This window comes from uncultured Methanobrevibacter sp. (assembly GCF_937898925.1).
GTDB lineage: Archaea > Methanobacteriota > Methanobacteria > Methanobacteriales > Methanobacteriaceae > Methanobrevibacter.
Genome location: NZ_CALDKF010000028.1, coordinates 18,436 through 39,308 on the forward strand (window position 1 = coordinate 18,436; position 20,873 = coordinate 39,308).

A 20,873-nucleotide genomic window follows, 5' to 3' on the forward strand; every position below is an offset into this window, starting at 1 on the left:
ATTAATTATATTTTATTTGAAAAGTTTTTATAACTTAATTTATATTTATAGAGGCATGTTATGTTTTTAAAAATTAGGAGAGATACTTTAATAATTTTATTATTGGCTTTTATCTTAATTGTTTGTGGTAGATTGATTATCTATGTAGCATATGCATCCTCTGCTGAAGTCGCTGAAGGTGTGCCTATTGCAGGTATCATCGTTAAGGGAAATGATATAGTTCCTATTGACAGTATTCGTTATAATGTTCAGAACTCTGGTTTAAGAGAAGGCAGTTATATTGATGGAGATATCCTTAAGACATCCATACGGGAGCTGCCCGTGACTGAGGCCGAGGCAAATGCAGAGAAATTCGTTCGAAGATCAACAATTCCAGGTACTAAAATCGCCCCTATTGCGGGTGCGGATGTTAGTGTAAACAGAGACACTGGTATTGTTACTGTAACTGTTATCGAAGATTTCTCAACCATTAATATTACAGGTAATAAAACTACTTCTAGTGATAGTTCAAGTCTAGAAAAATCAACAAGTGTTTATAATTATAGTATTGCTGGATAGGAGGTTAAAATTTGAGTAAAAAGTCTAATAGAATCATAGGTTTAGTATTTTTAGTTTTAATGCTCTTTTCAGTAATGGCTGCTGCTTCAGCTACTTGTAACGTAATTGTTATTACTGATCCAAGCGGTGAAGACCCTAACGGTGCTGCTGCGGGAAGTATGTCCTTTGCAAACAACATGTTCCAATCTTCATTCCTTATGTCAAAGAATGATGGATATGCAGTTCTTTCCGGGGGTGAAGGTAACGGTACAGAAAGGAACTATGCGATTATTGATGCTCTTGGAGCTATGCAACATGGTTCCAGTCCTGCATCTGCCGTAGCTTTGGCTGGTGGTTTTGAAGGTATTCGTTTGCTTATTGGAGGTCCTTCAATGGGAGCAGCTATTGGAGGAAGTTTCAATGCTTATCTTGTTGTAGTGGATAATGACGGAACAGTCAGAATCACTCACCATGAAGGTGGAGTAGTGCAATTACCTCAAGGCTCTAAAGGAGCTATCATTCACTTAAGGAACAGTCAAGGTAACCCTAAGATGGGTACTGCAGATCGTGTACGTAGAGAAACTGCAGTGAACATCGGAAAGATGATTAGGGATGGATATCCTGCTGCCTATATCGTCGGAAAAGCTATGGAAGAAGTGGCTAGAGATTCTGGTGAGAAATACGGTGGGGGTGCAGTGAACCTCGTATCATTAATCAGTACTGGAGACATGTTCGTACCGAAAGAAGTAAACACCACAGGTTATCCTATGGATGAAAATTACTCTAAAGTATGTTTAGACTGTGGTTGGGCTACCGGATACCCTGATGCAGAAAACTATAACGTTTGTCCAATCTGTAATCATGAACTGGAAGTCCGTTCAGCTACAGATGTTTTGATTAATGAGATTACAATATCCAAGGATTCTGTTTCTGTTTCTGTTTATGGAAGTGAAAAAGCCGGTTTGTCCGACATTACCCGTGAGGTAGTAAAAGCATCAGTCAAGAAGTATGGTTATAATGCATCGACAATAGCCGGATCGATCAATAAGGGTATCAATAACGGTCTTATCGTTGGGGTAGATTATGTGGAACCTAGCGATTTAAACGTTAAGCCTGATGTCCGTGCTGTAGGTGTGTACTATAATCCGTTGCCTAATGGTAGAACTTCTCCTGCATGGAATTTACCTATCAATTCCATTGTGCTTACTATTTTAGGTTCTATTCAAACAGCAATCGGGTTTGTTTTAATAGTCTTGGTTGTATTTAGAACAAGATTATTGAAATCATTCAGAGATCGTGTATCTTAAATTGGTTTTTAACCAATTTTCTTTTTTTATTTTTTTTTAACTTTTTATTTTTCTTCATATGCTATATTTTTTTTCAAATTTTTGTTCATTAATTCTACTGTTTTTTATCTATTTTTCTATTTATTTAATTAAATTTATTTATTATTCAGTTTTTTTAAATATTTGTTAGTTTTTATTCAAAATTTTTAATATTCTTGTTTATTTTCAAGTTTAATTAGTTTTTAATAGTAATATATTTAAATAAAAAAATCTAATATTAATATATAGATTTTTAAATAATGTAAATCATTTTTTTATTTTTTATTATATGATTCTAGGGATAATATGGCTTTGGTATTGATTAGAGGAGAAAACAATTCAAAAATTCTTAATGCGATTGCAGATGTTGAAAGACATGCAAATTTAAATTTAACTACAAAACCTAAAAAGATTGATGCGAAATATGCAGATAAAATTGTTGAAAACATCTTGAAGGCTCCATTAAGGACCAAATCAAAAGTGGCTACTGCATTTCGTATAAAGGAAGACACTGCAACTGCAATTGTTCAAATCAAAAAGATCCATCCTCCAGCTCATATTGTTGTAATCAGCAATGATTATGATGATTATAAGGAATTGAATAAGTCCTTAAATGATGCAAAAGTATTCAGAGGATATTACTCTGGCAAAAAGCAATCAACCCAAATGAAGGATTATAAGGCTAATAAGAGTGAATAGATTAGTCTAATCCATTTACTATTTTTTGATATTTTCCACTATTTTAGCTATTTCTTTTTTAATTTATTTTATAATCCTAATTTTCAATGTCTATTTTTCATTCCATCATCTATTTTTCAGTTAACTTGGTAAATAGCTTATTAGAATTAATTAAAAAGCATTATATAATTCAAAAATCATATATTTAAACATGAATTGTGAAATATGTGGTAAACCTATAGAAGGCAGGCCTATAAGAACAAAAATAGATGGTTCAGTTTTAGAAGTTTGCAAGGAATGTTCTAAATTCGGTAGAGTTCAAAAGGACACTCCTCTTGAGAGGAAATTTGTTTCAAGAAACAAAAATGGAAATCCTCAAAGACCTAAAGCAAACAGGCAGAATGTTCAAAGAAGACGCAGAGAAGAACCTATGGATGAGCTTGTAGAAGATTATAATGTATTAATCAGAAAGGCAAGGGAATCTAAGGGTTGGACCAGAGAAGAATTAGGAGCTAAGATGTATGAAAAGGTTTCAGTAATCAACAGAATCGAATCAGGAAAGATGGAACCGGACATTAAATTAGCTAAAAAGTTCGAAAAGACTTTGGGCATTACCATTATTGAAAAATATGATGAAATGGATTTGGAATCATTTAAAAGTTCTGCATCAGGTCCAAATACATTAGGAAGTATTGTAAAGATCAAAAGGAAATAATCCTTTTACAATGTTTTCATTTCATTTCTTTCATGATTTATAGTCTATTTTTTATCCATTTTTTAGATGAATTTTTTATGGAATTATTTTTCTTACTTAAATTAAGAAAAACTTTATATATTACTATGTATAAATTATTTTATAATCTACGAATATTTAGATTTAAATGGAATTATGATATATAACAATTATTATAATCTCAAATCTATCTTAAAATATGTAAAATTGTTGTAAAACTATGATATGAAATTAGTTAGTACATTTGAAAACTAAATTTAAAATTTATGTTGATAATAACTAATCTAAAGGAGGAGTATATTATGGAAGATTCTCCAAATGAAGTTCAAAATATCCCAAGCCCTACTAAAATAGAAGAAGTAGATGAGCCTAAAACTGTTGAAGAACTTCAAAAAGAACTTGACTTGCTAAAAGCAGAAAATACAAAAACCAAACGTAATCTCATGTGGAAGGTTAGAAAGCTTGAAAAAGACAAGATTCTAACTGAAAATGAAAAGATTCGTTTAGAAAGAGAGTTAAAATCATTAAGAGGTGAAGTTGAAAGATTCAGATCACCTCCACTTATATTGGCTACCATTACTGAAGTCATTGATGATTCAAGATTGACTGTAAAAAGCAGTACTGGACCAAGTTTCCTCATTAACTATTCAAAGTTCTTGGATGAAAAGTTATTGAAACCCGGTTCAAGAGTAGCTTTAAATCAACAGACCTTTGGTGTTGTTGAAGTATTGCCTTCTGAAAAGGATGCAAATGTTTCCGGTATGGAAATTGACGCCAAACCTGATGTAACCTATGATGTTATTGGTGGTTTGGATGATCAAATCATTGAAGTTAAGGAAACTGTAGAATTACCTTTAAAACACCCTGAATTGTTTGAAAAGGTCGGTATTGACCCACCTAAAGGTATTCTATTGTACGGTCCTCCAGGAACTGGTAAGACCTTGCTTGCAAAGGCAGTGGCTAACGAAACCAATGCAACATTCATTAAGGTTGTTGCTTCTGAATTCGTTAAGAAATACATTGGTGAAGGAGCAAGAATGGTTAGAGAAGTGTTTGAGCTTGCTAAGGAAAAGGCACCAAGTATCATCTTCATTGACGAGCTTGATGCAGTGGCAGCACAAAGACTTAAAAGTTCCACCAGTGGAGACAGGGAAGTTCAAAGAACTCTCATGCAATTGCTTGCAGAATTGGATGGTTTCGAATCCCGTGGAGATATTGGTATCATTGGTGCTACCAACAGACCTGATATCTTAGACCCAGCATTGCTCAGACCTGGAAGATTCGACAGATTCATTGAAGTTCCAGCTCCAAATGAAGAAGGAAGACTTGAAATTCTCAAAATCCACACCAAGAAAATGAATTTGGCTTCTGACATTGATCTTAATGATATAGTGGCTCTTACAGAAGGATTCGCTGGTGCAGACTTAAAGGCTATCTGTACAGAAGCAGGTATGTTTGCTATCCGTGAAGAAAGAGACCATATCATTATGGCAGACTTTGAGGATGCTATCAACAAGATCTTAGGTAAAAATAAAGAAGCCCAATTAGATGACAATGGTGGAGTAATGTTCGGATAATTTCGAACTTACTTTTCATTTTTTTAATTTTTTTTATTAATTTTAAAGTTTTTATTAATTTTAATTTTATTTCTTATATTTTCATAATCATTAAATGGCCTGTGATGAACCCTATGAGCTCTGATACGTGATGAATGATGGGCGATCTGAGGCCATTTCATTTTTCTATTTTTTATTAATTTTTATAATTTTTTCACTCATTTTTCATTTTTTCACTCATTTTTCATTTTTTTATTCATTTTTCATTTTTGGGCTGATTTTTTTTTTTAATTAATTGTCCATTTTTTTCAAAAATACTTTATACAATTAAGTGTTTATTTTTATATTATTAAACAATTAAAAAGTTTAAATATATTTTGCTATATAAATATCAATAAGAATGGAAGGAGGTATGAATTTGTCAAATCTATATCTGGAAGAAAATTTTATTGAATTTCAAGATGACATCAGGTTTTTAATAAACTCTGAGATTCGTTTAAAAATTTTAGGCTGTTTATTTAATTCAGGCGCTTCAATAAAGCAGATTGAAGAGAAAACAGGTTACAGTTACAGTTCAATTCTTGATAATATCAATAAGCTAGAGCAAAAAAAGTTTATTTACAATATAGAAGAAAAGTTTTATTTGTATAATAAAACAAGGTTGAAATTAACTGATATTCTCTATTTTAACAAATCTGCTAAGTTTTTAAGAGAAAAATCAGACTTCCTCAATCAATCTCTTATAGATATTCATATTGATGCAATAAAAGATTTGTCATCCCTTGAGGGTTCTGAAATAATTGAATCCAATAATGTTGATTTATTCAAAGCTACTGAGACTTTTCAACGTTCCTTAATGGGCTTTAAATTTTTAAAAGGCATTTTTCCTTATTTCCATCCAAAACATGATGATATCATTAGCTATTGGGTCGATAATGACTGTACTGTTGAATTGATACTTCCGGATGAAGTTTCTGAAGCTGTAAAAAACTTCATTATAGATTATGTGCCAAAAAGTCCCGGAATTAAAAATAGATTTGTCAAATTGAAACCTAACGATCATAATATTGAATTTGCCTTCACAGTTTCAGATAAATGTTTTGTTGCAGCTTTTTATACTAAAAATCATCAGTTCAATCAAAATAGTGTATTGGTTTCCACCAATCAAGAAGCTATAAAATTTGGTTTGAAACTTTTTGAGGAATATGAAGAGTTATGCGGGGATTATGTTTCACTTGAAGACCTCATATATCCTAATGGCAGGGGGGATAGTTATTAAGTCTGACTACTTTGATGGAATAAATGATTTGGATGATTTTAACTTATTGAAGTTCATTGTCACTTCTGAGTTAAGATTGAAGTTATTGTTTAGTTTATATGAGTCCAGCAAAACAATAAAGGAATTGGAATCTGAGTTTAATAGAAAACCTGGTAATATTTCCAGAGGTTTGAATGAATTGAAATCCTGCAAATTAATTCAAAAGTTTTCAAATAAGTTGTATTCAGTATCATCTATCGGTTTTTTGCTTGCAAAGAATCTAGAAAATCTAATGTATAACATGGAAGCTGTTGATACTAATGGGGAATTCTGGGAAAATCATTCTATAAAATCCATTCCGAATAAATTTTTAAAGGAATTGTCTGTATTTAATGGAGCTTCAATAGTTAAATCAACTATCACTGAATTTGCTAAACCTATTAATGTATACTTGGATAATATTAAGAATTCCACATATATCTGTATCATCTTGCCTGTCTTCTCTAAGATTTTTATGGATGCTATTGCTGAAGCATTAATCAATCATGATGGGTATTTGGATATAATAACCACTAAAAACATTTATGATTTAGTTGTCAAATCTGATTCAGAAAATATCATAAAGGCATTGGTAAGAGATAAAAAAATTAATTTCTTTATAGTGGATGATTTGCCAAATATCTTCTTCACAGTTTCAGATGTTTTTGCATCATTATTCCTTTTCTTTGATGATGTGGTATTTGATAACTCTGAAATGCTTTTATTAGAAGATAAATCTGATTTGAATGATGCTTATAGGTTCTATAGGTATTTCAAGGAAGATATATTAAAATAATCATATCTATTGTTTTTACTCTTTTTTTATTTTTTTTTTACTTCTTTTATCGCTCTTTTTACTTCTTTTTTCACTCTTTTTACTTCTTTTTATTTTAATAATCTAGAAAAAATCCATTTTTCTAATAATTTTTCATCATCAATCAAAATTTTTTTCATTGACTTGTTTTTTTATCATTCCTTTGATTTTAATTTTTATTCTTAAAATTTTTTTCTTATGGATAAATTTTTTGGCATGATTTTTATTTTTTATTTAGAATTTATTTTTTCATTTTTGTTTTATGAATTTCTTATGGAATTATGATTTTTACTTTTTTTATCATTTTTTCGATATGAATTTATTTTCTTATCATTTGAATGAAAAATTATCATTTGAGCTTATTTTTCTTATTAATTCAATATAATTCCTTTAATTTGAATTTAATCTATAAAAAAATAGTAAATTTTATATATGGTAGATTTTAAATCTTTATTCAGAAAGTATTTATATTAAATCTATTTGTTTCTAAATTAACTTAATTTCATTATGTTTTTTTAGAAAATAATGGTTTATAACAGTATTAAATCTTGATTTTTTAAGATTTTGGACTGTTTTTTTAAAATTTTAACACGGATCCTTTTTTAAAATAGGTTTTTTATAAATTCTTCTAATTTTTTTGAGGTGAAAGAAATGGCAACTTTTAAAGGATTTGCAATGAAAAGACTCAATGAAATCGGTTGGGTAGAAAAAGAAGTACCTGAATGTGGACCAATGGACGCAATCATTAAACCAACTTGTGTATCCCCATGTACTTCAGATATTCACACTGTATGGGAAGGTGCAATCGGTGACAGAAGAGACATGATCTTAGGTCACGAAGCTGTTGGTGAAGTTGTTGAAGTAGGTAGCATGGTTAAAAAATTCAAACCTGGTGACCGTGTAATTGTACCTGCTATTACCCCTGACTGGGACGATGAAGCAGCTCAAAGAGGATACCCATCACAAACTATGGAACCTCTCGGTGGTTGGAAGTTCTCTAACTTCAAAGACGGTGTATTCGGTGAAAGATTCCATGTAAACATGGCTGATGCAAACTTAACCTTAATTCCAGATGGAATGTCAGAAGAAGCTGCTGTAATGTTAACCGACATGTGGTCTACTGGTATGATGGGATCTGAAAATGCAGACATTCCATTAGGTGGATCTGTATTAGTTATTGGTATTGGTGCAGTAGGTCTTTCCGCTATTGCAGGTGCAAAACTTTTAGGTGCAGGTAGATTATTCGCAGCAGGTACCCGTCCAATTTCTGTTGAAGTTGCTAAAAAATACGGTGCAACCGACATCATCAACTACAAAAACGGTGCAATCGATGATCAAGTCAGAGAACTCACTGACGGTGCAGGTGTTGACTCAGTAGTTATTGCTGGTGGTAACTTAGAAAACACATGGAAAGAAGCTATCGGTTCAGCAAAAGCAGGAGGAACCGTATCCAACGTAAACTACTTAAGTGGCGCTGACAATGTATTAATCCCACGTGAACTATGGGGTTGCGGTATGTCCAACATCAACATTAAAAACGGATTATGTCCTGGTGGAGCAGTAAGAATGGAAAGACTTGCTGACTTAGCATTATACGGTAGACAAGACCCTGAATTATTAGTTACCCACAAATTCAAAGGTCTTGAAAAAATCGAAGATGCTTTACTCTTGATGAAAGAAAAACCTAAAGACTTAATCAAACCTGTTGTAATGTTAGACATTGACTAAGCTCAGTAATTGCCTAAAAATGGATGTTAAAAAAGTAATGGATTGATTTCCATTACTTTTTTTTTAAAACTATTCTAATTATTTCAGATATTCTACGGAGGAAAAAATGAAAGTTGCAGTAATTGGCGGAACTGGTCCGCAAGGTTTAGGAATTGCAAAGAGATTTGCAATTGAAGGTGTTGAAGTTATTGTAGGTTCCCGTAAGGAAGAAAAAGCTTTAACTGTTGTAGAAGAAACAATTGAGGAACTAAAGGATTATGATTTGAACATTGTAGGGATGGCAAATGAAGATGCAGCAAAAGCAGGAGACATTTTAATCCTTACTGTGCCTCTTGCAGCTCAAAAACCTACACTTGAAGGAATTAAAGAATTCTGTACTGATAAAATTGTCCTTGACGCAACAGTCCCACTTGAAACAGCTATCGGTGGAAAACCATTCCGTTTCATTGACTTAATGGAAGGTTCAGCTGCTGAAAGAACTGCAAAGATCTTAGATGGGACCGGTGCAAAGGTAATATGTGCGTTCTGTAATATAAGTAACTCTCACTTATCCAATATTCCAAATGATATTGATTGTGATTGTTTGATTGCAGGAGATGATAATGAGGCTAAAGGAATTGCTACTGAACTTATCAATAAACTCCCAGGAGTTAGAACTATTGATACAGGAATTCTAGAGAAATCAAGAGTTATTGAAAAAATCACCCCACTCCTTATTGGATTAAACATTAAATACAGATCCCATTATGGAGGACTCAGAATCACTGGAATTCCAAAATTTGATGAATAAACTATTTAATCCATTTTATTTCTAAATTTATTAGAAAAAATTTTTTGAATTAGTTTTTCTCAACCAAAGTTAAATATTTAGAAAATTATTTTCACCTCTTATTGATAATTTTCTAATATATTTAACTTTAAAATGAACAATTCTCTATTTATATCCCCATTTATTAGATATCTTTTTATCTAAAAAATTATAAAAATAATACATATTATTAGTTGGTGATTTTATGATAGTCGTATTAGCAAAAGCAATCCCAAAGGATGAAGAAGCTTGTGAAAAAATTGTAGAATTTGCACAAGACCTAATTGAAAACTCAAGAAAAGAAGATGGAAATGTAGATTACAACTTGTACAGCAATACTGGTGACGGAACATTATTGTTTGTAGAACAATGGGAATCTATTGAAATTTTAGGAGTTCATTTAAAAACTGAACATTTCCTTAAATTCGGAGGAAATATTGCAGATTTAGTTGCAGAAGATCTAATAATTGATGTTTTCAATGCAGAAGCAGTAGATCTCTAATTTTTCCCCTTTTTTCATTTTTATTCTTCTTTTTTTTATTTTTTATTATTACTTTTATTTTTTTATTCTTATTTTTTAATTATTTCACTTTTTTTAAGTTAATTTAACTTTTTTGTCTTGATTTATTCAATTTTAACCTATTCTTTTACATAAACTATATTTAAAATAAAAATTATAAATATAAACTAATGTTTGGTAAAGATAAAAAAGAAGAATTTCATGAAAAAATATTATACGAGGCACAACCTAATATTTTTGTCTATTCAAAAGGAATTTTAATATCAATGTTTGTGTTGGGATTTTTATTTTTCTTGTATTCTGCTGGAATTCAATACATTGGGAACATGAATGTCTATTTGATTGAATCAACCAAAGTTCCAATGACACGCTATTTCGCAATAGCTGTGTTTATCTTAATAATGATTGTATTGCTATACATCATATTAAAGCTTTTAATCTGGACTTCAATCAAGTATACAATCACTGAAAGCAGAGTGATTGTTGAAAAGGGCATACTCTTGCAAAAGAAAAACTACATGCCTTTTAACACTATTCAGGATGTAAGCCGTTCCCAAAGTCTTCTTGGAAAAATATTTTCAGTAGGCACTATAACCTTATACAGCGCTTACGATGGAAAGGATATGGAATTGAAGGACGTTTCCAGCCCTAAGAAGATTGAAGACATCATCTTCGAGAATATGAGAGGAACCCATTTAAGAACTCGCAATTTTTACGATGATGATTTCAATTCCAATTTCAATCCAATTAGGCCAAATCATGAACCTGGCCATTATAGACGTATGGAAGATTTAGATGATTTGGAATTGGTTGATGCTAAAGAGCGTAAAAGACAGCTTAGGGAAATAAGACGTCAAGCTAAACAATCCAGAAACAATCCAAATTATAACTCAAATTATAATTCCAATTATAATTCTCCTTATGGTTCCAATGATTCCTATTATGATGATTATAATAGTTATAATGATTATGGTAGCTATGATTATGATAATTATTCAAGAGATAGGAACTATAGGGAAAGCAGGGCTCCTAGGGATAATTTCAATAATCAATATGATTCAAGAAGAAGGCCTGATTCACATCATCATCAGTATTCCGGAGCGATTAAAGACTCTTATTCAAGAAATCCTGATAAATACTTTGCAAACAATTATGAGGAATTCCATCAAAACAATCTAGATGCTCAAAGAGATTATGATGATTACATCCAAGGCAGAAATCAGTATGCGGAGAACGAAGAGCCTCAAAAGGTAGAAAAGAAATCCAAAGGCCTTTCAAGATTCAATCCATTTTCAAGCAATAAGGATGAAGATATTTATGAAGATATCTCTGATGCTGAGTTTGATACCACTATAAATCAGGCTATGCATGATATGGGAGATAACCTTAAATTCCAACCATCAAATGATAATCGCTTTAGAGATGATTATAATCATGGATCTAGAGGGCATGATAGGGCCTATGATAGAAATTATGATGGCTATGATGGCTATGATGACAGATACTATGATGACTACTCTGATAGGCGTAATGCTAATTCCCATAGATATCAGGATTCAAGACCTTTAAGGGATAATTATAATAATCCTAACCATTATGATAATCGTCATGAAAGTTATAATCAAAGGGATTATAGGCAAAATGACAGTTATAGGAAATCTAATTCAAGAAATCAGTATGGCTCCAATTCAAATCATTATGATGCAAATCATACAAGAGCATACTCTGGTGATGGTGAGATAGATTATAAGTATATGAGTCCTAGAGAATCCAGAAAAAGATCTGGACACAATTCAAGTTCTCACTATGATGATCATAATCATTATAGGGATGAATCTGGTGCAGAATTGTCTGGAAAGGATAATAAAAACAAAACTTCAGATGATCTCTTTGAAAAGCATTCCAGAAAATTCAGGAGATAATTTTTTATATTGATAAATAATTTTTAAATTAATTATCAATTTTTTATTTTAATATTTTTTAATTTAGTTAATTTTTAGTTTTTCATAAACTCTTTTATTTCAATTATGTGGGTTAACTATGAGTTTTGATTATGATGTCACTATCATTGGAGCAGGCCCTATTGGTTCTACCTTAGCTTATGAATTGGCTAAAGAGAATATCAATGTCTGTCTGATAGATAAAAAGAAAGTAATAGGATTGCCATTGCAATGTGCAGGCATAATCAATAAAAGAGTTTTGGATGTCAATCCTTTTCCAGATGAATTAATATTGAATAAGGCTAGAGGGGCTGTTTTACACAGTAAAAATCATAGCTTAAGCGTTTCTAAAGAAGAAGACCAAGCTATAATAATCGATAGGGTTGCATTGGATCAATTCCTTTACAACAGAGCTATTGAAAACGGTGCCCATTCCTATTTGTCATCTAAGGTTGTAGCTATTGATGATATGGGAGGAAAAGTCTCATTTCAAAATGAATCAACTGAAAAAAGCATCAGATCAAAGATTATTGTAGGTGCAGACGGCCCTCTTTCAATTGTTTCCTCTGCATTTGGGAATGATTTCGATTATTATTGTGCAAGCCAATATTTAGTTAAAATTGAAGAAGACAACAATAATTTGTCTTTTGTAGACTTATACGCATATGGAGATTTATTCCCAGGGTTCATTTGGCAAATTCCAGTGAGTGAAAATATATTTAGAATTGGATTGTTTTCAAATTATGATTATAAAAGACAAAATGAAATCTTAAATGATTTCCTAATGAATGACTTCCAATATGAAAAGTATGAAATAATTGAAAAGTATAAGGGCAAGATTCCTATTTACAATAAGGAAAATAAACTGTTTAAAAACAGAGCTTTGATTATCGGTGATGCTGCTTCACAGGTTAAGCCAACTACTGGAGGTGGCCTATTAATAGGTTTTGAAGCGGTTGAAATAGCAAAAAATGCCATTATCAAGGCTTTAAATTCAGAGGATTTCAATTCTTTAAACCTTGAAAAGGAGACTCATGATGACAACAAGATATTACAGGATTGTCTCAAATCTTATCAAAAGGATTTTGAAGAAAGATTCATAAAGGAATTTTCCTATCAGTTTAAGGTTCAAAAAACATTGTGCACTTTGTCAGATGATGATTTGGACTATTTCTTTGAAAAGCTAATAGAAAAGGAAGCAGATAAATTGATATCTGAGTATGGTGATATGGATAATCAATCAATACTTGTTAAGGAATTCTTGAAAAGAGGTTTGGTCCTATCATTATTGCCAGCTATTCATAAAAGGGAATTGGCTAAAATTTGGTTATTATAATACTTATTGAATAATTATCATTGATTTAAAAATTAATTTATGCTTATTAAAATACTTATTATTGATTTAAAAATTGGAGATAAAAAATGGATTTATTGTTAATCTTATCACAGGAACATGACAAACTACCATTAGCTGAACTTAGAGCAGTTTTGGAAATTGAGGAAATAGAGACAGAAATGGAGATTGTTTGTCCAGGATTGGTTATATTAAGAAATCTTGATGAAGATGTTTTTGATGATTACTACAGAATCTTTGTAAAAAGGTTAGGTTACACTCATGAGGTTCATCAATTGATAGATGAATGTGATTATGAAGACTTGGACAGTGCTGTCAAAGCTATTGACTGGTCAGAATATGTTGATGAGAACTTTGCAGTTAGAGTGAAAAGATTCAGCACTGAAATAGATACAGTAGCTACTGAAAGAAGAGTAGGCCATTTAATCTTAACAAGCACTGAAAATATTTCAGTCAACTTATCCAATCCAAAATCATTCATTAGAGTCGTAGCACATCATAGTCATGTCTATTTATGTTTCGGTAAGTATCAGCTCAATAAGAAGTATTTTGAAGAGATGAAACCTCATAAGAGACCTTTCTTCCACCCTGGGTGCATGAGTCCTAAACTTGCTAGATGCATGGCTAATTTAGCTAGAGTCAAGGAAGGTGATACTGTGCTTGATCCTTTCTGTGGTACTGGAGGAATACTTATTGAAGCAGGTCTTATTGGATGTAAGGTAATCGGCTGTGACATTGATTGGAAAATGAAAAAAGGAACTGCAACCAATTTGGAATATGCAGGAATCACAGACTATAAGACTCATGTTGTTGATGTCCGTGAACTTGAAATGTATGAAGAGGTTGATGCAGTTGTTACAGATCCGCCTTATGGAATTTCCACAACCACTTGCGGTGAAGGCACTTCTGGAATATTCAGTGAATTCTTGCAGTCAATTGAACACAGTATGAAGAAAGATGCACTTTTAGTCATGGCTAGTCCACATACATTGGATATCGATTCACTACTCAATGATGTAGGGTTCGAATTATTAGAAAGGTATGAGATTAAAATGCATAGAAGCTTAACTCGTATCATTTCTGTGATAGCTAAAATTCATTAAATTCAATCATTTTATTTTTTTAATTAATAATTAGTTTACTATGTAGATAACATAGTAAACATTTTTTATTTTATTCTATTTTTCCATTTCTTCATTTATTTTTTCATTTATTTTCTTTTATTTTTCCAAATGTTTCCTTTCTTTCCACATCTTCTTATCCTATTTACCTATTTTTAATTTTTTATACTATAAGAACACAATATAATCTTATGGAAATCAATAAGAATATTGAGTCAATAATCGGAGACCCAAAAAAAGCAATTAATAGATTGGCTTATCCTACAATATTGTCCATGCTATTGATGTATGCCAATAACCTAATTGACAGCATGTGGGTAAGTGGACTTGGCTCTGGACCACTTGCCGCTTTAGGATTCATGTCTCCATTGTACTTGGTTATTATTGGTTTTGGTGTAGGAATTGGTGCAGGTGCCAATTCTCTGATTTCACGATTGATTGGTGCCAAACAATATGATGAATCCAATAATGCAGCTATTCACAGTATTGTACTTGCATCAATTGTATCCATTCTTATTTTGTTAATCGGTGTTTTCTTTTTAAGGGATTTGCTTATTCTCTTTGGAGCCAGTGAAGTAATTGATTATGCAATGGATTATGGGATGATTATCTTTTTAACAAGTTATATTATACTCTTTCCAGCAGTAGTTTCAAGTATTTTTAGAGCAGAAGGAGATATTAGAAGAGCTGCAGTGCCTTTGGTTGTCAATGCAATATTGAATATGGTAATGGATCCTATTTTCATTTATTACTTTAATTGGGGCATTAAGGGAGCAGCTATTGCAACAGTATTGTCCACACTTGCAAACTTGCTCATGATGCTTTACTGGTATTTGATTAAAAGGGACACTTTCATAAAATTAAGCTTAAAATATTATCACAGAAAAATGGAAATCTATAAGGAAATCCTTTTGGTAAGCTTGCCTGCAAGCTGTGAAGAGGTGATTTATTCAATTGTAGCCATTTGTTTCAATTACTTGATTTTCATAACTGCCGGCACAATGGAAGTGGCTATCTTTACAGTTGTATGGAGATTTGTTTCCATTGGATTCCTGCCATGCATAGCTATTGGAGTCTCTACAATAACCGTTTCAGGAATTGCATATGGTGCTAGAAATTATGAAAACTTCAAGACAACAATCAATTATTCAACTTTCATAAGTTTTATTATAACCTTGATAATTTGCGCTATATTCTTTGTCTTTGCATATCCTATTTCAGAGGGATTCAATTTCATAAACGGAAATCCTCAAATGATTGCAAGAACTGCAGAAGTCCTTAGGATAATGGTTTTCTATAATCTTTTCATACCATTTGGAGCAACTGCAGCATATGTTTATCAAGGTGTAGGTTCCGGATTCAAGTCATTGGCATTGACCATTTTAAGAGAATTGGTATTAAGTGTTTTCTTTGCTTATATCTTTGCGATTCCACTTAAAATGGGAATTTTTGGAGTTTATTTAGGTGCAATAATCGGTATGATTTTAGGTTCTTTCATTGGATTTGCTTGCATAAAACTCTATGAGAGAAGCTTTAAAAAAGAGTGTGAAAAAACAGTTGTGTAAAGATAGAAAATTTATTTAAACTATTATAAAAATCAATAAAAAAGGTAATAAAAGTAAAAAAAGTAACAAGTAATAAAAGTAAAAAGTAAAAAAAGTAAAGTTGGTTTAAGGTTTAAAAATGTTCAAAAAGCTTGAACTAGTGTAAACCACAGCCAACACATTCATGTGCAGGAATACCGATTTCCTGTTCTTCATCGACTATTTCCTGTTTTAACTCTTGAACAGTCACTGATATAAAGGAATAATCCGGTTTTTCGATTATTGGTGAAATTCCCTTAAAGTAGCAGTGGATATTTCCAGTGCATGCAATGTCAATGAGAATTGGTTCAGGGATTTTAAATCCTTTAAAGTATGATTCAATGTCATCGATTTGATCTTTAGGAACTCTGAGGTTAAAGGACATCATTCCATCTTCTTTTGTTCTGATTCCTACGTGTGCTTGATTAACTAATAATTCATTTCCGTATTCTTGTTTAAATATTACACATTCTTCTCTATTTATCATACTAGTCCCTCCATTTATTTTGTCATTAGTTTAATGTATTTGTCAGTATAATGTAAATTTTTTAAAATTTTTTTCATTCAGTTTATTATTATTGTTTTATATAATATAAACTTTTTTATAAAAATCATTTTCACCTTTATTATTTTTCTTAAATGAGATAATATTCTTCTTTAATTTCAATAGATATAACCATATCAAGTCTTTATTTTGATAATACTTGAATAATTTTCTTAATTTAGTTAATTAAGCAATATTTTCTAATTTTATTATTTTTTTATAGTTTTTAAGTAGTTTTTACCATAATCTTTATATTAGTTTAATTACAAATTTACATAATGCTATGTATTATATATTATATTAAATATATGAACATAGTTCAAATTATTAAAACAAAACAATTTAAATTTAAAAAACAAAAATCAAAAGATGGTTAAAATGAGTGACGTAAACAAAGATATCGGAATGAGAATTAGAGAATTAAGAGAATTGTCCGATATTACAACAGAAGAAATTGCTAAAGAACTTGATGTAGACGAAGAAACTTATATTTCATATGAAAATGGTATTATTGACATTCCAGCTAGTTTCTTATACCAAATTGCACAGATTTTCAATGTTGATTTAGCTTTGATTCTTACTGGTGAAGAAACTCGTATGACTTATTTTGATGTAACAAGAGCAGACAAAGGTTTTGCTGTTGACAGAAGGAAAGAATATAAGTATGAAAACTTATGTAAGAAATTTGTTCATAAAAAAGCTGAAATGTTTATTGTAACTGTTGATCCTAAAGAAGATGCTATTCCTTCTTTGAATTCACATGCAGGTCAAGAATTTAACTATATTCTTGAAGGAACCGTTAAAATATTCATTAAAGACAATGAGATTATTTTAAATGAAGGAGATTCTATATTCTTTGATGCAACTTGTGAACATGCAATGATTGCTTTAAATGATGAAAAAGCTAAATTTTTAGCTGTAATTATGTAATTAAAATAGAATATAAACAAATAACTGAAATAATGAATATTTAACAAAAAATAAGAAGGATTAATGGCTATATTCAAGGGGAGTATTAGCTTAGATTAAAATAGAGTGATAAAATGACATCTTTAATAGGAAACTTTGTAAACAGAGTTGATTTTAAATCGTACAAGGATTTTTACGATAATTTTGAATTTACCGTACCAAAGGACTTTAACTTTGGTTTTGATGTAGTGGATGAGTATGCAAGAATAGACCCAGAAAAACTTGCATTGATCTGGTGTGACGATAATGAGAAAAAGGTATTCACCTTTTTGGATATGAAAAAATTATCCAATAAGGCTGCAAATCTCTTTAAATCCCAAGGAATTAACAAAGGGGATGCAGTATTGCTTACCTTAAAAAACAGATATGAATTCTGGATCTGCATGACTGCACTTCATAAAATCGGTGCAATAGCTATTCCAACCACTCACATGGTAAAGCTTCATGATATTATATATAGAGTGGAAAATGCAAGCATTAAAATGGTTGTCTCTGTAGAAGAGGACCAATTGATTCCGGATTACGAAGCTTGTGAACAGGAGTTAGGCATTGAGCTTAAGAAAGCTCTTGTAGGAAATATCAATAAGGAAGGTTGGTTAAACTTTGATGAGGAACTTGCTAAGATGAGTGATGAGTTCGAAAGACCAACTGGAGAAGATGCTACTCATGAGGATGAGACTTTCCTCATTTACTTCTCAAGTGGTACCACTGGAAACCCTAAAATGGTTGCACATGCTCACACTTATGCAATTGGACACTTGATCACTGCTAAATACTGGCACAATGTTGTAGAAGACGGTGTTCACCACACCTCTGCTGATACCGGATGGGGTAAAGCAGTATGGGGTAACTACTATGGACAATGGATTTCCGGTTCTGCAGTATTCGTTTACGATTATGTAAGATTCAATGGTTTGGATTTAATGGAAAAGATCATTGAAAACAAGGTAAACACTTTCTGTGCACCTCCAACAATCTACAGATTCTTGATTAAGGAAGACTTATCCCAATTTGACTTTTCAAATGTCCAATATGCAACTACTGCGGGAGAGCCATTGCCTCCTGAAGTATTTAAAAGATTCAAGGAATTCACTGGATTGGAGATTAAAGAAGGATTCGGTCAAACTGAAACTACCCTTTCATTGGCTACATTCATTTGGATGGAATCAAAAACAGGTTCTGTAGGAAAACCATCACCTGCATTTAAAGTAACCCTTTTAGACCCTGACCACAATACTGTAGATATTGGTTCTGAAGGAGAAATCTGTTTTGATATAACTGGAGAAAGGTCTGTAGGTTTATTTAAGGAATATTACAGAAACCAAGAGAAAACTGATGAAGTATGCCATGATGGTTATTACCACTGTGGAGACACTGCATATATAGATGAAGATGGTTATTACACCTTTGTCGGTAGAAATGATGATATAATCAAGTCTTCAGGTTACCGTATTGGACCCTACGAAGTGGAAAATGCAGTTATTTCTCACCCTTCAGTATTGGAATGTGCAATTACAGGTGTTCCTGATGAATTGAGAGGCCAAATCGTTAAGGCAACAATCGTTCTTGCAAAAGGATTCGAACCAAGTGAAGAGCTTAAAAAGGACATTCAAAATCATGTAAAGCATGAAACCGCTCCTTATAAATATCCAAGAATGATTGAATTTGTTGAAGAATTGCCTAAAACAATCAGTGGTAAGATTCAAAGAAAGATAATCAGAACTGAAGATGAGAATAAACTTAAATAATTATTTTTCTCTTCTTATTATTTTTTTTAAACTTTTCAATTAATAATCAGATTAAGTTTAAAAATCAATAATCAATCTTATTAAATTATACAATTTCAAAAAATTAAAAAATTAAAAAATTAAATTTATTGTAGGATAGTGAATAAATGAATGTAAATCAAATTAAACCATATCCTGTCATTAGCAAAAACAATTGTAAGGCATGTTTAAGATGTATAAGCGCTTGCAAAGAGGAATGCCTTAAATTAAGTGAAGAGATTAATGATAGCGGATATCAATATGCAGAATATACTGGAGAAGGCTGTATTGGTTGTGGAGATTGTTATTACACTTGTCCTGAACCATTAGCTATTGAAGTTCATATTCCTAGAAGGACTAGAAAACCTAAAGGAGATGCTTAAATGAGTAACCAAATTGTAAAAGGAAATACCGCTGTAATCATTGGAGCATTATATGCTGGCTGTGATTGTTTCTTTGGTTATCCAATCACCCCTGCAAGTGAGATTCTCCATGAAGCATCCAAATATTTCCCAATGGTAGGAAGAAAATTTGTACAGGCTGAAAGTGAAGAGGCTTCTGTAAACATGATCTATGGTGGAGCTTCAACTGGTCACAGAGTTATGAGCGCATCATCTGGGCCTGGAATCAGCTTAATGCAAGAAGGATTCACCTTTTTAGCTGGTGCAGAATTGCCTGCAGTTATTGTAGATGTAATGAGAGCAGGTCCTGGCTTAGGTAATATTGGTCCTGAACAAGGAGATTACAATCAAATTGTAAAAGGTGGAGGTCACGGAAACTATAGGAATATAGTATTGGCACCTAACAGCGTTCAGGAAATGTGTGACTTCACCATGAAGGCATTTGAGCTTTCAAACAAATACAGAAACCCTGTAGTTGTCCTTGCTGATGCAGTATTAGGTCAAATGGCTGAACCTTTAAGATTCCCTAAAGAAGCAATTGAGCCTAAGATTGATGAATCATGGGCTGTAAGGGGAAATAAGGAAACCATGAACAATTTAGTGACTTCAATTTTCCTTGACTTCAATCAATTAGAGGATTTCAACTTCCAAATTCAGGAAAAGTATGAAACAATTAGGCAAAATGAAGTTGTCTATGAAGAGTATATGGTTGAAGATGCTGAAATTGTAATTGTAGCTTACGGAACAAGCAGCAGATTATCCAGAACTGCTGTTGATGTTGCAAGAGAAAAAGGCATTAAATTAGGTCTCTTAAGACCAATCACCTTATTCCCATTCCCAGAGAAAAGAATTAAGGAATTGGCAGATAAAGGTGTTAAATTTGTTTCTGTTGAAATGAGTAACGGTCAATTAAGAGAAGACGTTAAGGCAGCAGCCAATTACGATGATGTCCATTTGGTAAACAGAATGGGTGGAAATGTAATTGAGCTTAAGGATATTCTAAATGAAATCTATAAGATGGTAGGAAGCGATGAACGTCACAAGGTCCACAGTGACGAAAAGGATTATGATGCAAGCTACCTAAATGATAAGGAATATCAGGAAGAATTAGACAATGATAACTATTATAATCATAGGGTTGTAGATTAGGGAGGTGAAAGAATGGATAATATTAAAGTAACTGATGAAAACACTGAAAA

The 20,873-nt window shown here is 31.8% G+C and carries 19 protein-coding genes; 18 read left to right on the forward strand and 1 reads right to left on the reverse strand.

The genetic code is table 11. The features are described 5' to 3' along the window. The first annotated feature begins 60 nt into the window (after positions 1–60). The 14 genes from Q0409_RS02010 (at position 61) to Q0409_RS02075 (ending at position 15,976) form a co-directional block, all read left to right on the forward strand. Entirely contained in the window at positions 61–558 is a 498-nt protein-coding gene (locus tag Q0409_RS02010) for a hypothetical protein (RefSeq protein ID WP_298534548.1), read from the forward strand. A gap of 59 nt (positions 559–617) precedes the next feature. After that, positions 618–1,844 carry a hypothetical protein gene (locus tag Q0409_RS02015; protein WP_298534611.1) on the forward strand — a complete coding sequence of 409 codons (1,227 nt, stop codon included), beginning with the start codon at positions 618–620 and terminating at the stop codon, positions 1,842–1,844. A 324-nt stretch (positions 1,845–2,168) separates the two neighbouring features. Next, on the forward strand, positions 2,169–2,561 hold the full coding sequence (locus Q0409_RS02020; RefSeq protein ID WP_298534551.1) for a DUF356 domain-containing protein: 393 nt from the start codon (positions 2,169–2,171) through the stop codon (positions 2,559–2,561). A gap of 190 nt (positions 2,562–2,751) precedes the next feature. Next, positions 2,752–3,255, forward strand: a complete 504-nt coding sequence (locus tag Q0409_RS02025; RefSeq protein ID WP_298534554.1) for a multiprotein bridging factor aMBF1 — start codon at positions 2,752–2,754, stop codon at positions 3,253–3,255. A gap of 320 nt (positions 3,256–3,575) precedes the next feature. Beyond that, complete coding sequence (locus tag Q0409_RS02030; RefSeq protein ID WP_298534556.1) at positions 3,576–4,850, forward strand: proteasome-activating nucleotidase; 1,275 nt, start codon at positions 3,576–3,578, stop codon at positions 4,848–4,850. A gap of 379 nt (positions 4,851–5,229) precedes the next feature. Further along, positions 5,230–6,108 carry a winged helix-turn-helix domain-containing protein gene (locus Q0409_RS02035; protein ID WP_298534559.1) on the forward strand — a complete coding sequence of 293 codons (879 nt, stop codon included), beginning with the start codon at positions 5,230–5,232 and terminating at the stop codon, positions 6,106–6,108. After that, positions 6,056–6,922: a winged helix-turn-helix domain-containing protein gene (locus tag Q0409_RS02040; protein ID WP_298534562.1), complete on the forward strand. Its 867-nt coding sequence runs from the start codon at positions 6,056–6,058 to the stop codon at positions 6,920–6,922. Before Q0409_RS02035 ends, Q0409_RS02040 begins: the two co-directional genes overlap by 53 nt. Before the next feature lie 669 nt (positions 6,923–7,591). Beyond that, a complete protein-coding gene (locus tag Q0409_RS02045) occupies positions 7,592–8,668 on the forward strand; it encodes an NAD(P)-dependent alcohol dehydrogenase (RefSeq protein WP_298534565.1) in 1,077 nt (358 codons plus the stop codon). Positions 8,669–8,774: 106 nt separating this feature from the next. Continuing rightward, entirely contained in the window at positions 8,775–9,458 is a 684-nt protein-coding gene (gene npdG, locus Q0409_RS02050) for an NADPH-dependent F420 reductase (protein WP_298534567.1), read from the forward strand. Between the two features lie 223 nt (positions 9,459–9,681). Next, the gene (locus Q0409_RS02055) at positions 9,682–9,978 is read left to right on the forward strand and encodes a putative quinol monooxygenase (RefSeq protein WP_298534569.1); all 297 of its coding nucleotides are present in this window, start codon (positions 9,682–9,684) and stop codon (positions 9,976–9,978) included. 293 nt (positions 9,979–10,271) lie between these two features. Continuing rightward, positions 10,272–11,918: a PH domain-containing protein gene (locus tag Q0409_RS02060; protein WP_298534571.1), complete on the forward strand. Its 1,647-nt coding sequence runs from the start codon at positions 10,272–10,274 to the stop codon at positions 11,916–11,918. A 118-nt stretch (positions 11,919–12,036) separates the two neighbouring features. Continuing rightward, entirely contained in the window at positions 12,037–13,272 is a 1,236-nt protein-coding gene (locus Q0409_RS02065) for an NAD(P)/FAD-dependent oxidoreductase (protein WP_298534573.1), read from the forward strand. 86 nt (positions 13,273–13,358) lie between these two features. After that, on the forward strand, positions 13,359–14,393 hold the full coding sequence (locus tag Q0409_RS02070; protein ID WP_298534576.1) for a TIGR01177 family methyltransferase: 1,035 nt from the start codon (positions 13,359–13,361) through the stop codon (positions 14,391–14,393). A 209-nt stretch (positions 14,394–14,602) separates the two neighbouring features. Next, positions 14,603–15,976, forward strand: coding sequence for an MATE family efflux transporter (locus Q0409_RS02075; RefSeq protein ID WP_298534579.1), 1,374 nt, complete (start codon positions 14,603–14,605; stop codon positions 15,974–15,976). A gap of 136 nt (positions 15,977–16,112) precedes the next feature. Here Q0409_RS02075 and Q0409_RS02080 read toward each other — a convergent pair whose 3' ends face one another. Further along, the gene (locus tag Q0409_RS02080) at positions 16,113–16,481 is read right to left on the reverse strand and encodes a hypothetical protein (protein WP_298534581.1); all 369 of its coding nucleotides are present in this window, start codon (positions 16,479–16,481) and stop codon (positions 16,113–16,115) included. A gap of 426 nt (positions 16,482–16,907) precedes the next feature. On the opposite strand from Q0409_RS02080, the gene Q0409_RS02085 reads away from it, so the two are divergent. The 4 genes from Q0409_RS02085 to Q0409_RS02100 all read left to right on the forward strand — a co-directional run bounded on the left by Q0409_RS02085 (position 16,908) and on the right by Q0409_RS02100 (position 20,823). Beyond that, entirely contained in the window at positions 16,908–17,468 is a 561-nt protein-coding gene (locus Q0409_RS02085) for a helix-turn-helix domain-containing protein (RefSeq protein WP_292787180.1), read from the forward strand. Between the two features lie 113 nt (positions 17,469–17,581). Next, complete coding sequence (locus tag Q0409_RS02090) at positions 17,582–19,255, forward strand: AMP-binding protein (protein ID WP_298534584.1); 1,674 nt, start codon at positions 17,582–17,584, stop codon at positions 19,253–19,255. Between the two features lie 146 nt (positions 19,256–19,401). Continuing rightward, positions 19,402–19,656: a ferredoxin family protein gene (locus Q0409_RS02095; RefSeq protein WP_296856814.1), complete on the forward strand. Its 255-nt coding sequence runs from the start codon at positions 19,402–19,404 to the stop codon at positions 19,654–19,656. Beyond that, entirely contained in the window at positions 19,657–20,823 is a 1,167-nt protein-coding gene (locus Q0409_RS02100; RefSeq protein ID WP_298534586.1) for a 3-methyl-2-oxobutanoate dehydrogenase subunit VorB, read from the forward strand. Positions 20,824–20,873: the final 50 nt, after the last annotated feature.

Excerpts from the sequence above, each read along its gene's own strand:
- Q0409_RS02010 (WP_298534548.1), top strand. The coding sequence starts at position 61 with ATGTTTTTAAAAATTAGGAGAGATACTTTAATAATTTTATTATTGGCT.
- Q0409_RS02015 (WP_298534611.1), top strand. The coding sequence starts at position 618 with ATGCTCTTTTCAGTAATGGCTGCTGCTTCAGCTACTTGTAACGTAATT.
- Q0409_RS02020 (WP_298534551.1), top strand. The coding sequence starts at position 2,169 with ATGGCTTTGGTATTGATTAGAGGAGAAAACAATTCAAAAATTCTTAAT.
- Q0409_RS02025 (WP_298534554.1), top strand. The coding sequence starts at position 2,752 with ATGAATTGTGAAATATGTGGTAAACCTATAGAAGGCAGGCCTATAAGA.
- Q0409_RS02030 (WP_298534556.1), top strand. The coding sequence starts at position 3,576 with ATGGAAGATTCTCCAAATGAAGTTCAAAATATCCCAAGCCCTACTAAA.
- Q0409_RS02035 (WP_298534559.1), top strand. The coding sequence starts at position 5,230 with ATGGAAGGAGGTATGAATTTGTCAAATCTATATCTGGAAGAAAATTTT.
- Q0409_RS02040 (WP_298534562.1), top strand. The coding sequence starts at position 6,056 with ATGTTTCACTTGAAGACCTCATATATCCTAATGGCAGGGGGGATAGTT.
- Q0409_RS02045 (WP_298534565.1), top strand. The coding sequence starts at position 7,592 with ATGGCAACTTTTAAAGGATTTGCAATGAAAAGACTCAATGAAATCGGT.
- npdG (WP_298534567.1), top strand. The coding sequence starts at position 8,775 with ATGAAAGTTGCAGTAATTGGCGGAACTGGTCCGCAAGGTTTAGGAATT.
- Q0409_RS02055 (WP_298534569.1), top strand. The coding sequence starts at position 9,682 with ATGATAGTCGTATTAGCAAAAGCAATCCCAAAGGATGAAGAAGCTTGT.
- Q0409_RS02065 (WP_298534573.1), top strand. The coding sequence starts at position 12,037 with ATGAGTTTTGATTATGATGTCACTATCATTGGAGCAGGCCCTATTGGT.
- Q0409_RS02070 (WP_298534576.1), top strand. The coding sequence starts at position 13,359 with ATGGATTTATTGTTAATCTTATCACAGGAACATGACAAACTACCATTA.
- Q0409_RS02075 (WP_298534579.1), top strand. The coding sequence starts at position 14,603 with ATGGAAATCAATAAGAATATTGAGTCAATAATCGGAGACCCAAAAAAA.
- Q0409_RS02080 (WP_298534581.1), bottom strand. The coding sequence starts at position 16,481 with ATGATAAATAGAGAAGAATGTGTAATATTTAAACAAGAATACGGAAAT.
- Q0409_RS02085 (WP_292787180.1), top strand. The coding sequence starts at position 16,908 with ATGGTTAAAATGAGTGACGTAAACAAAGATATCGGAATGAGAATTAGA.
- Q0409_RS02090 (WP_298534584.1), top strand. The coding sequence starts at position 17,582 with ATGACATCTTTAATAGGAAACTTTGTAAACAGAGTTGATTTTAAATCG.
- Q0409_RS02095 (WP_296856814.1), top strand. The coding sequence starts at position 19,402 with ATGAATGTAAATCAAATTAAACCATATCCTGTCATTAGCAAAAACAAT.
- Q0409_RS02100 (WP_298534586.1), top strand. The coding sequence starts at position 19,657 with ATGAGTAACCAAATTGTAAAAGGAAATACCGCTGTAATCATTGGAGCA.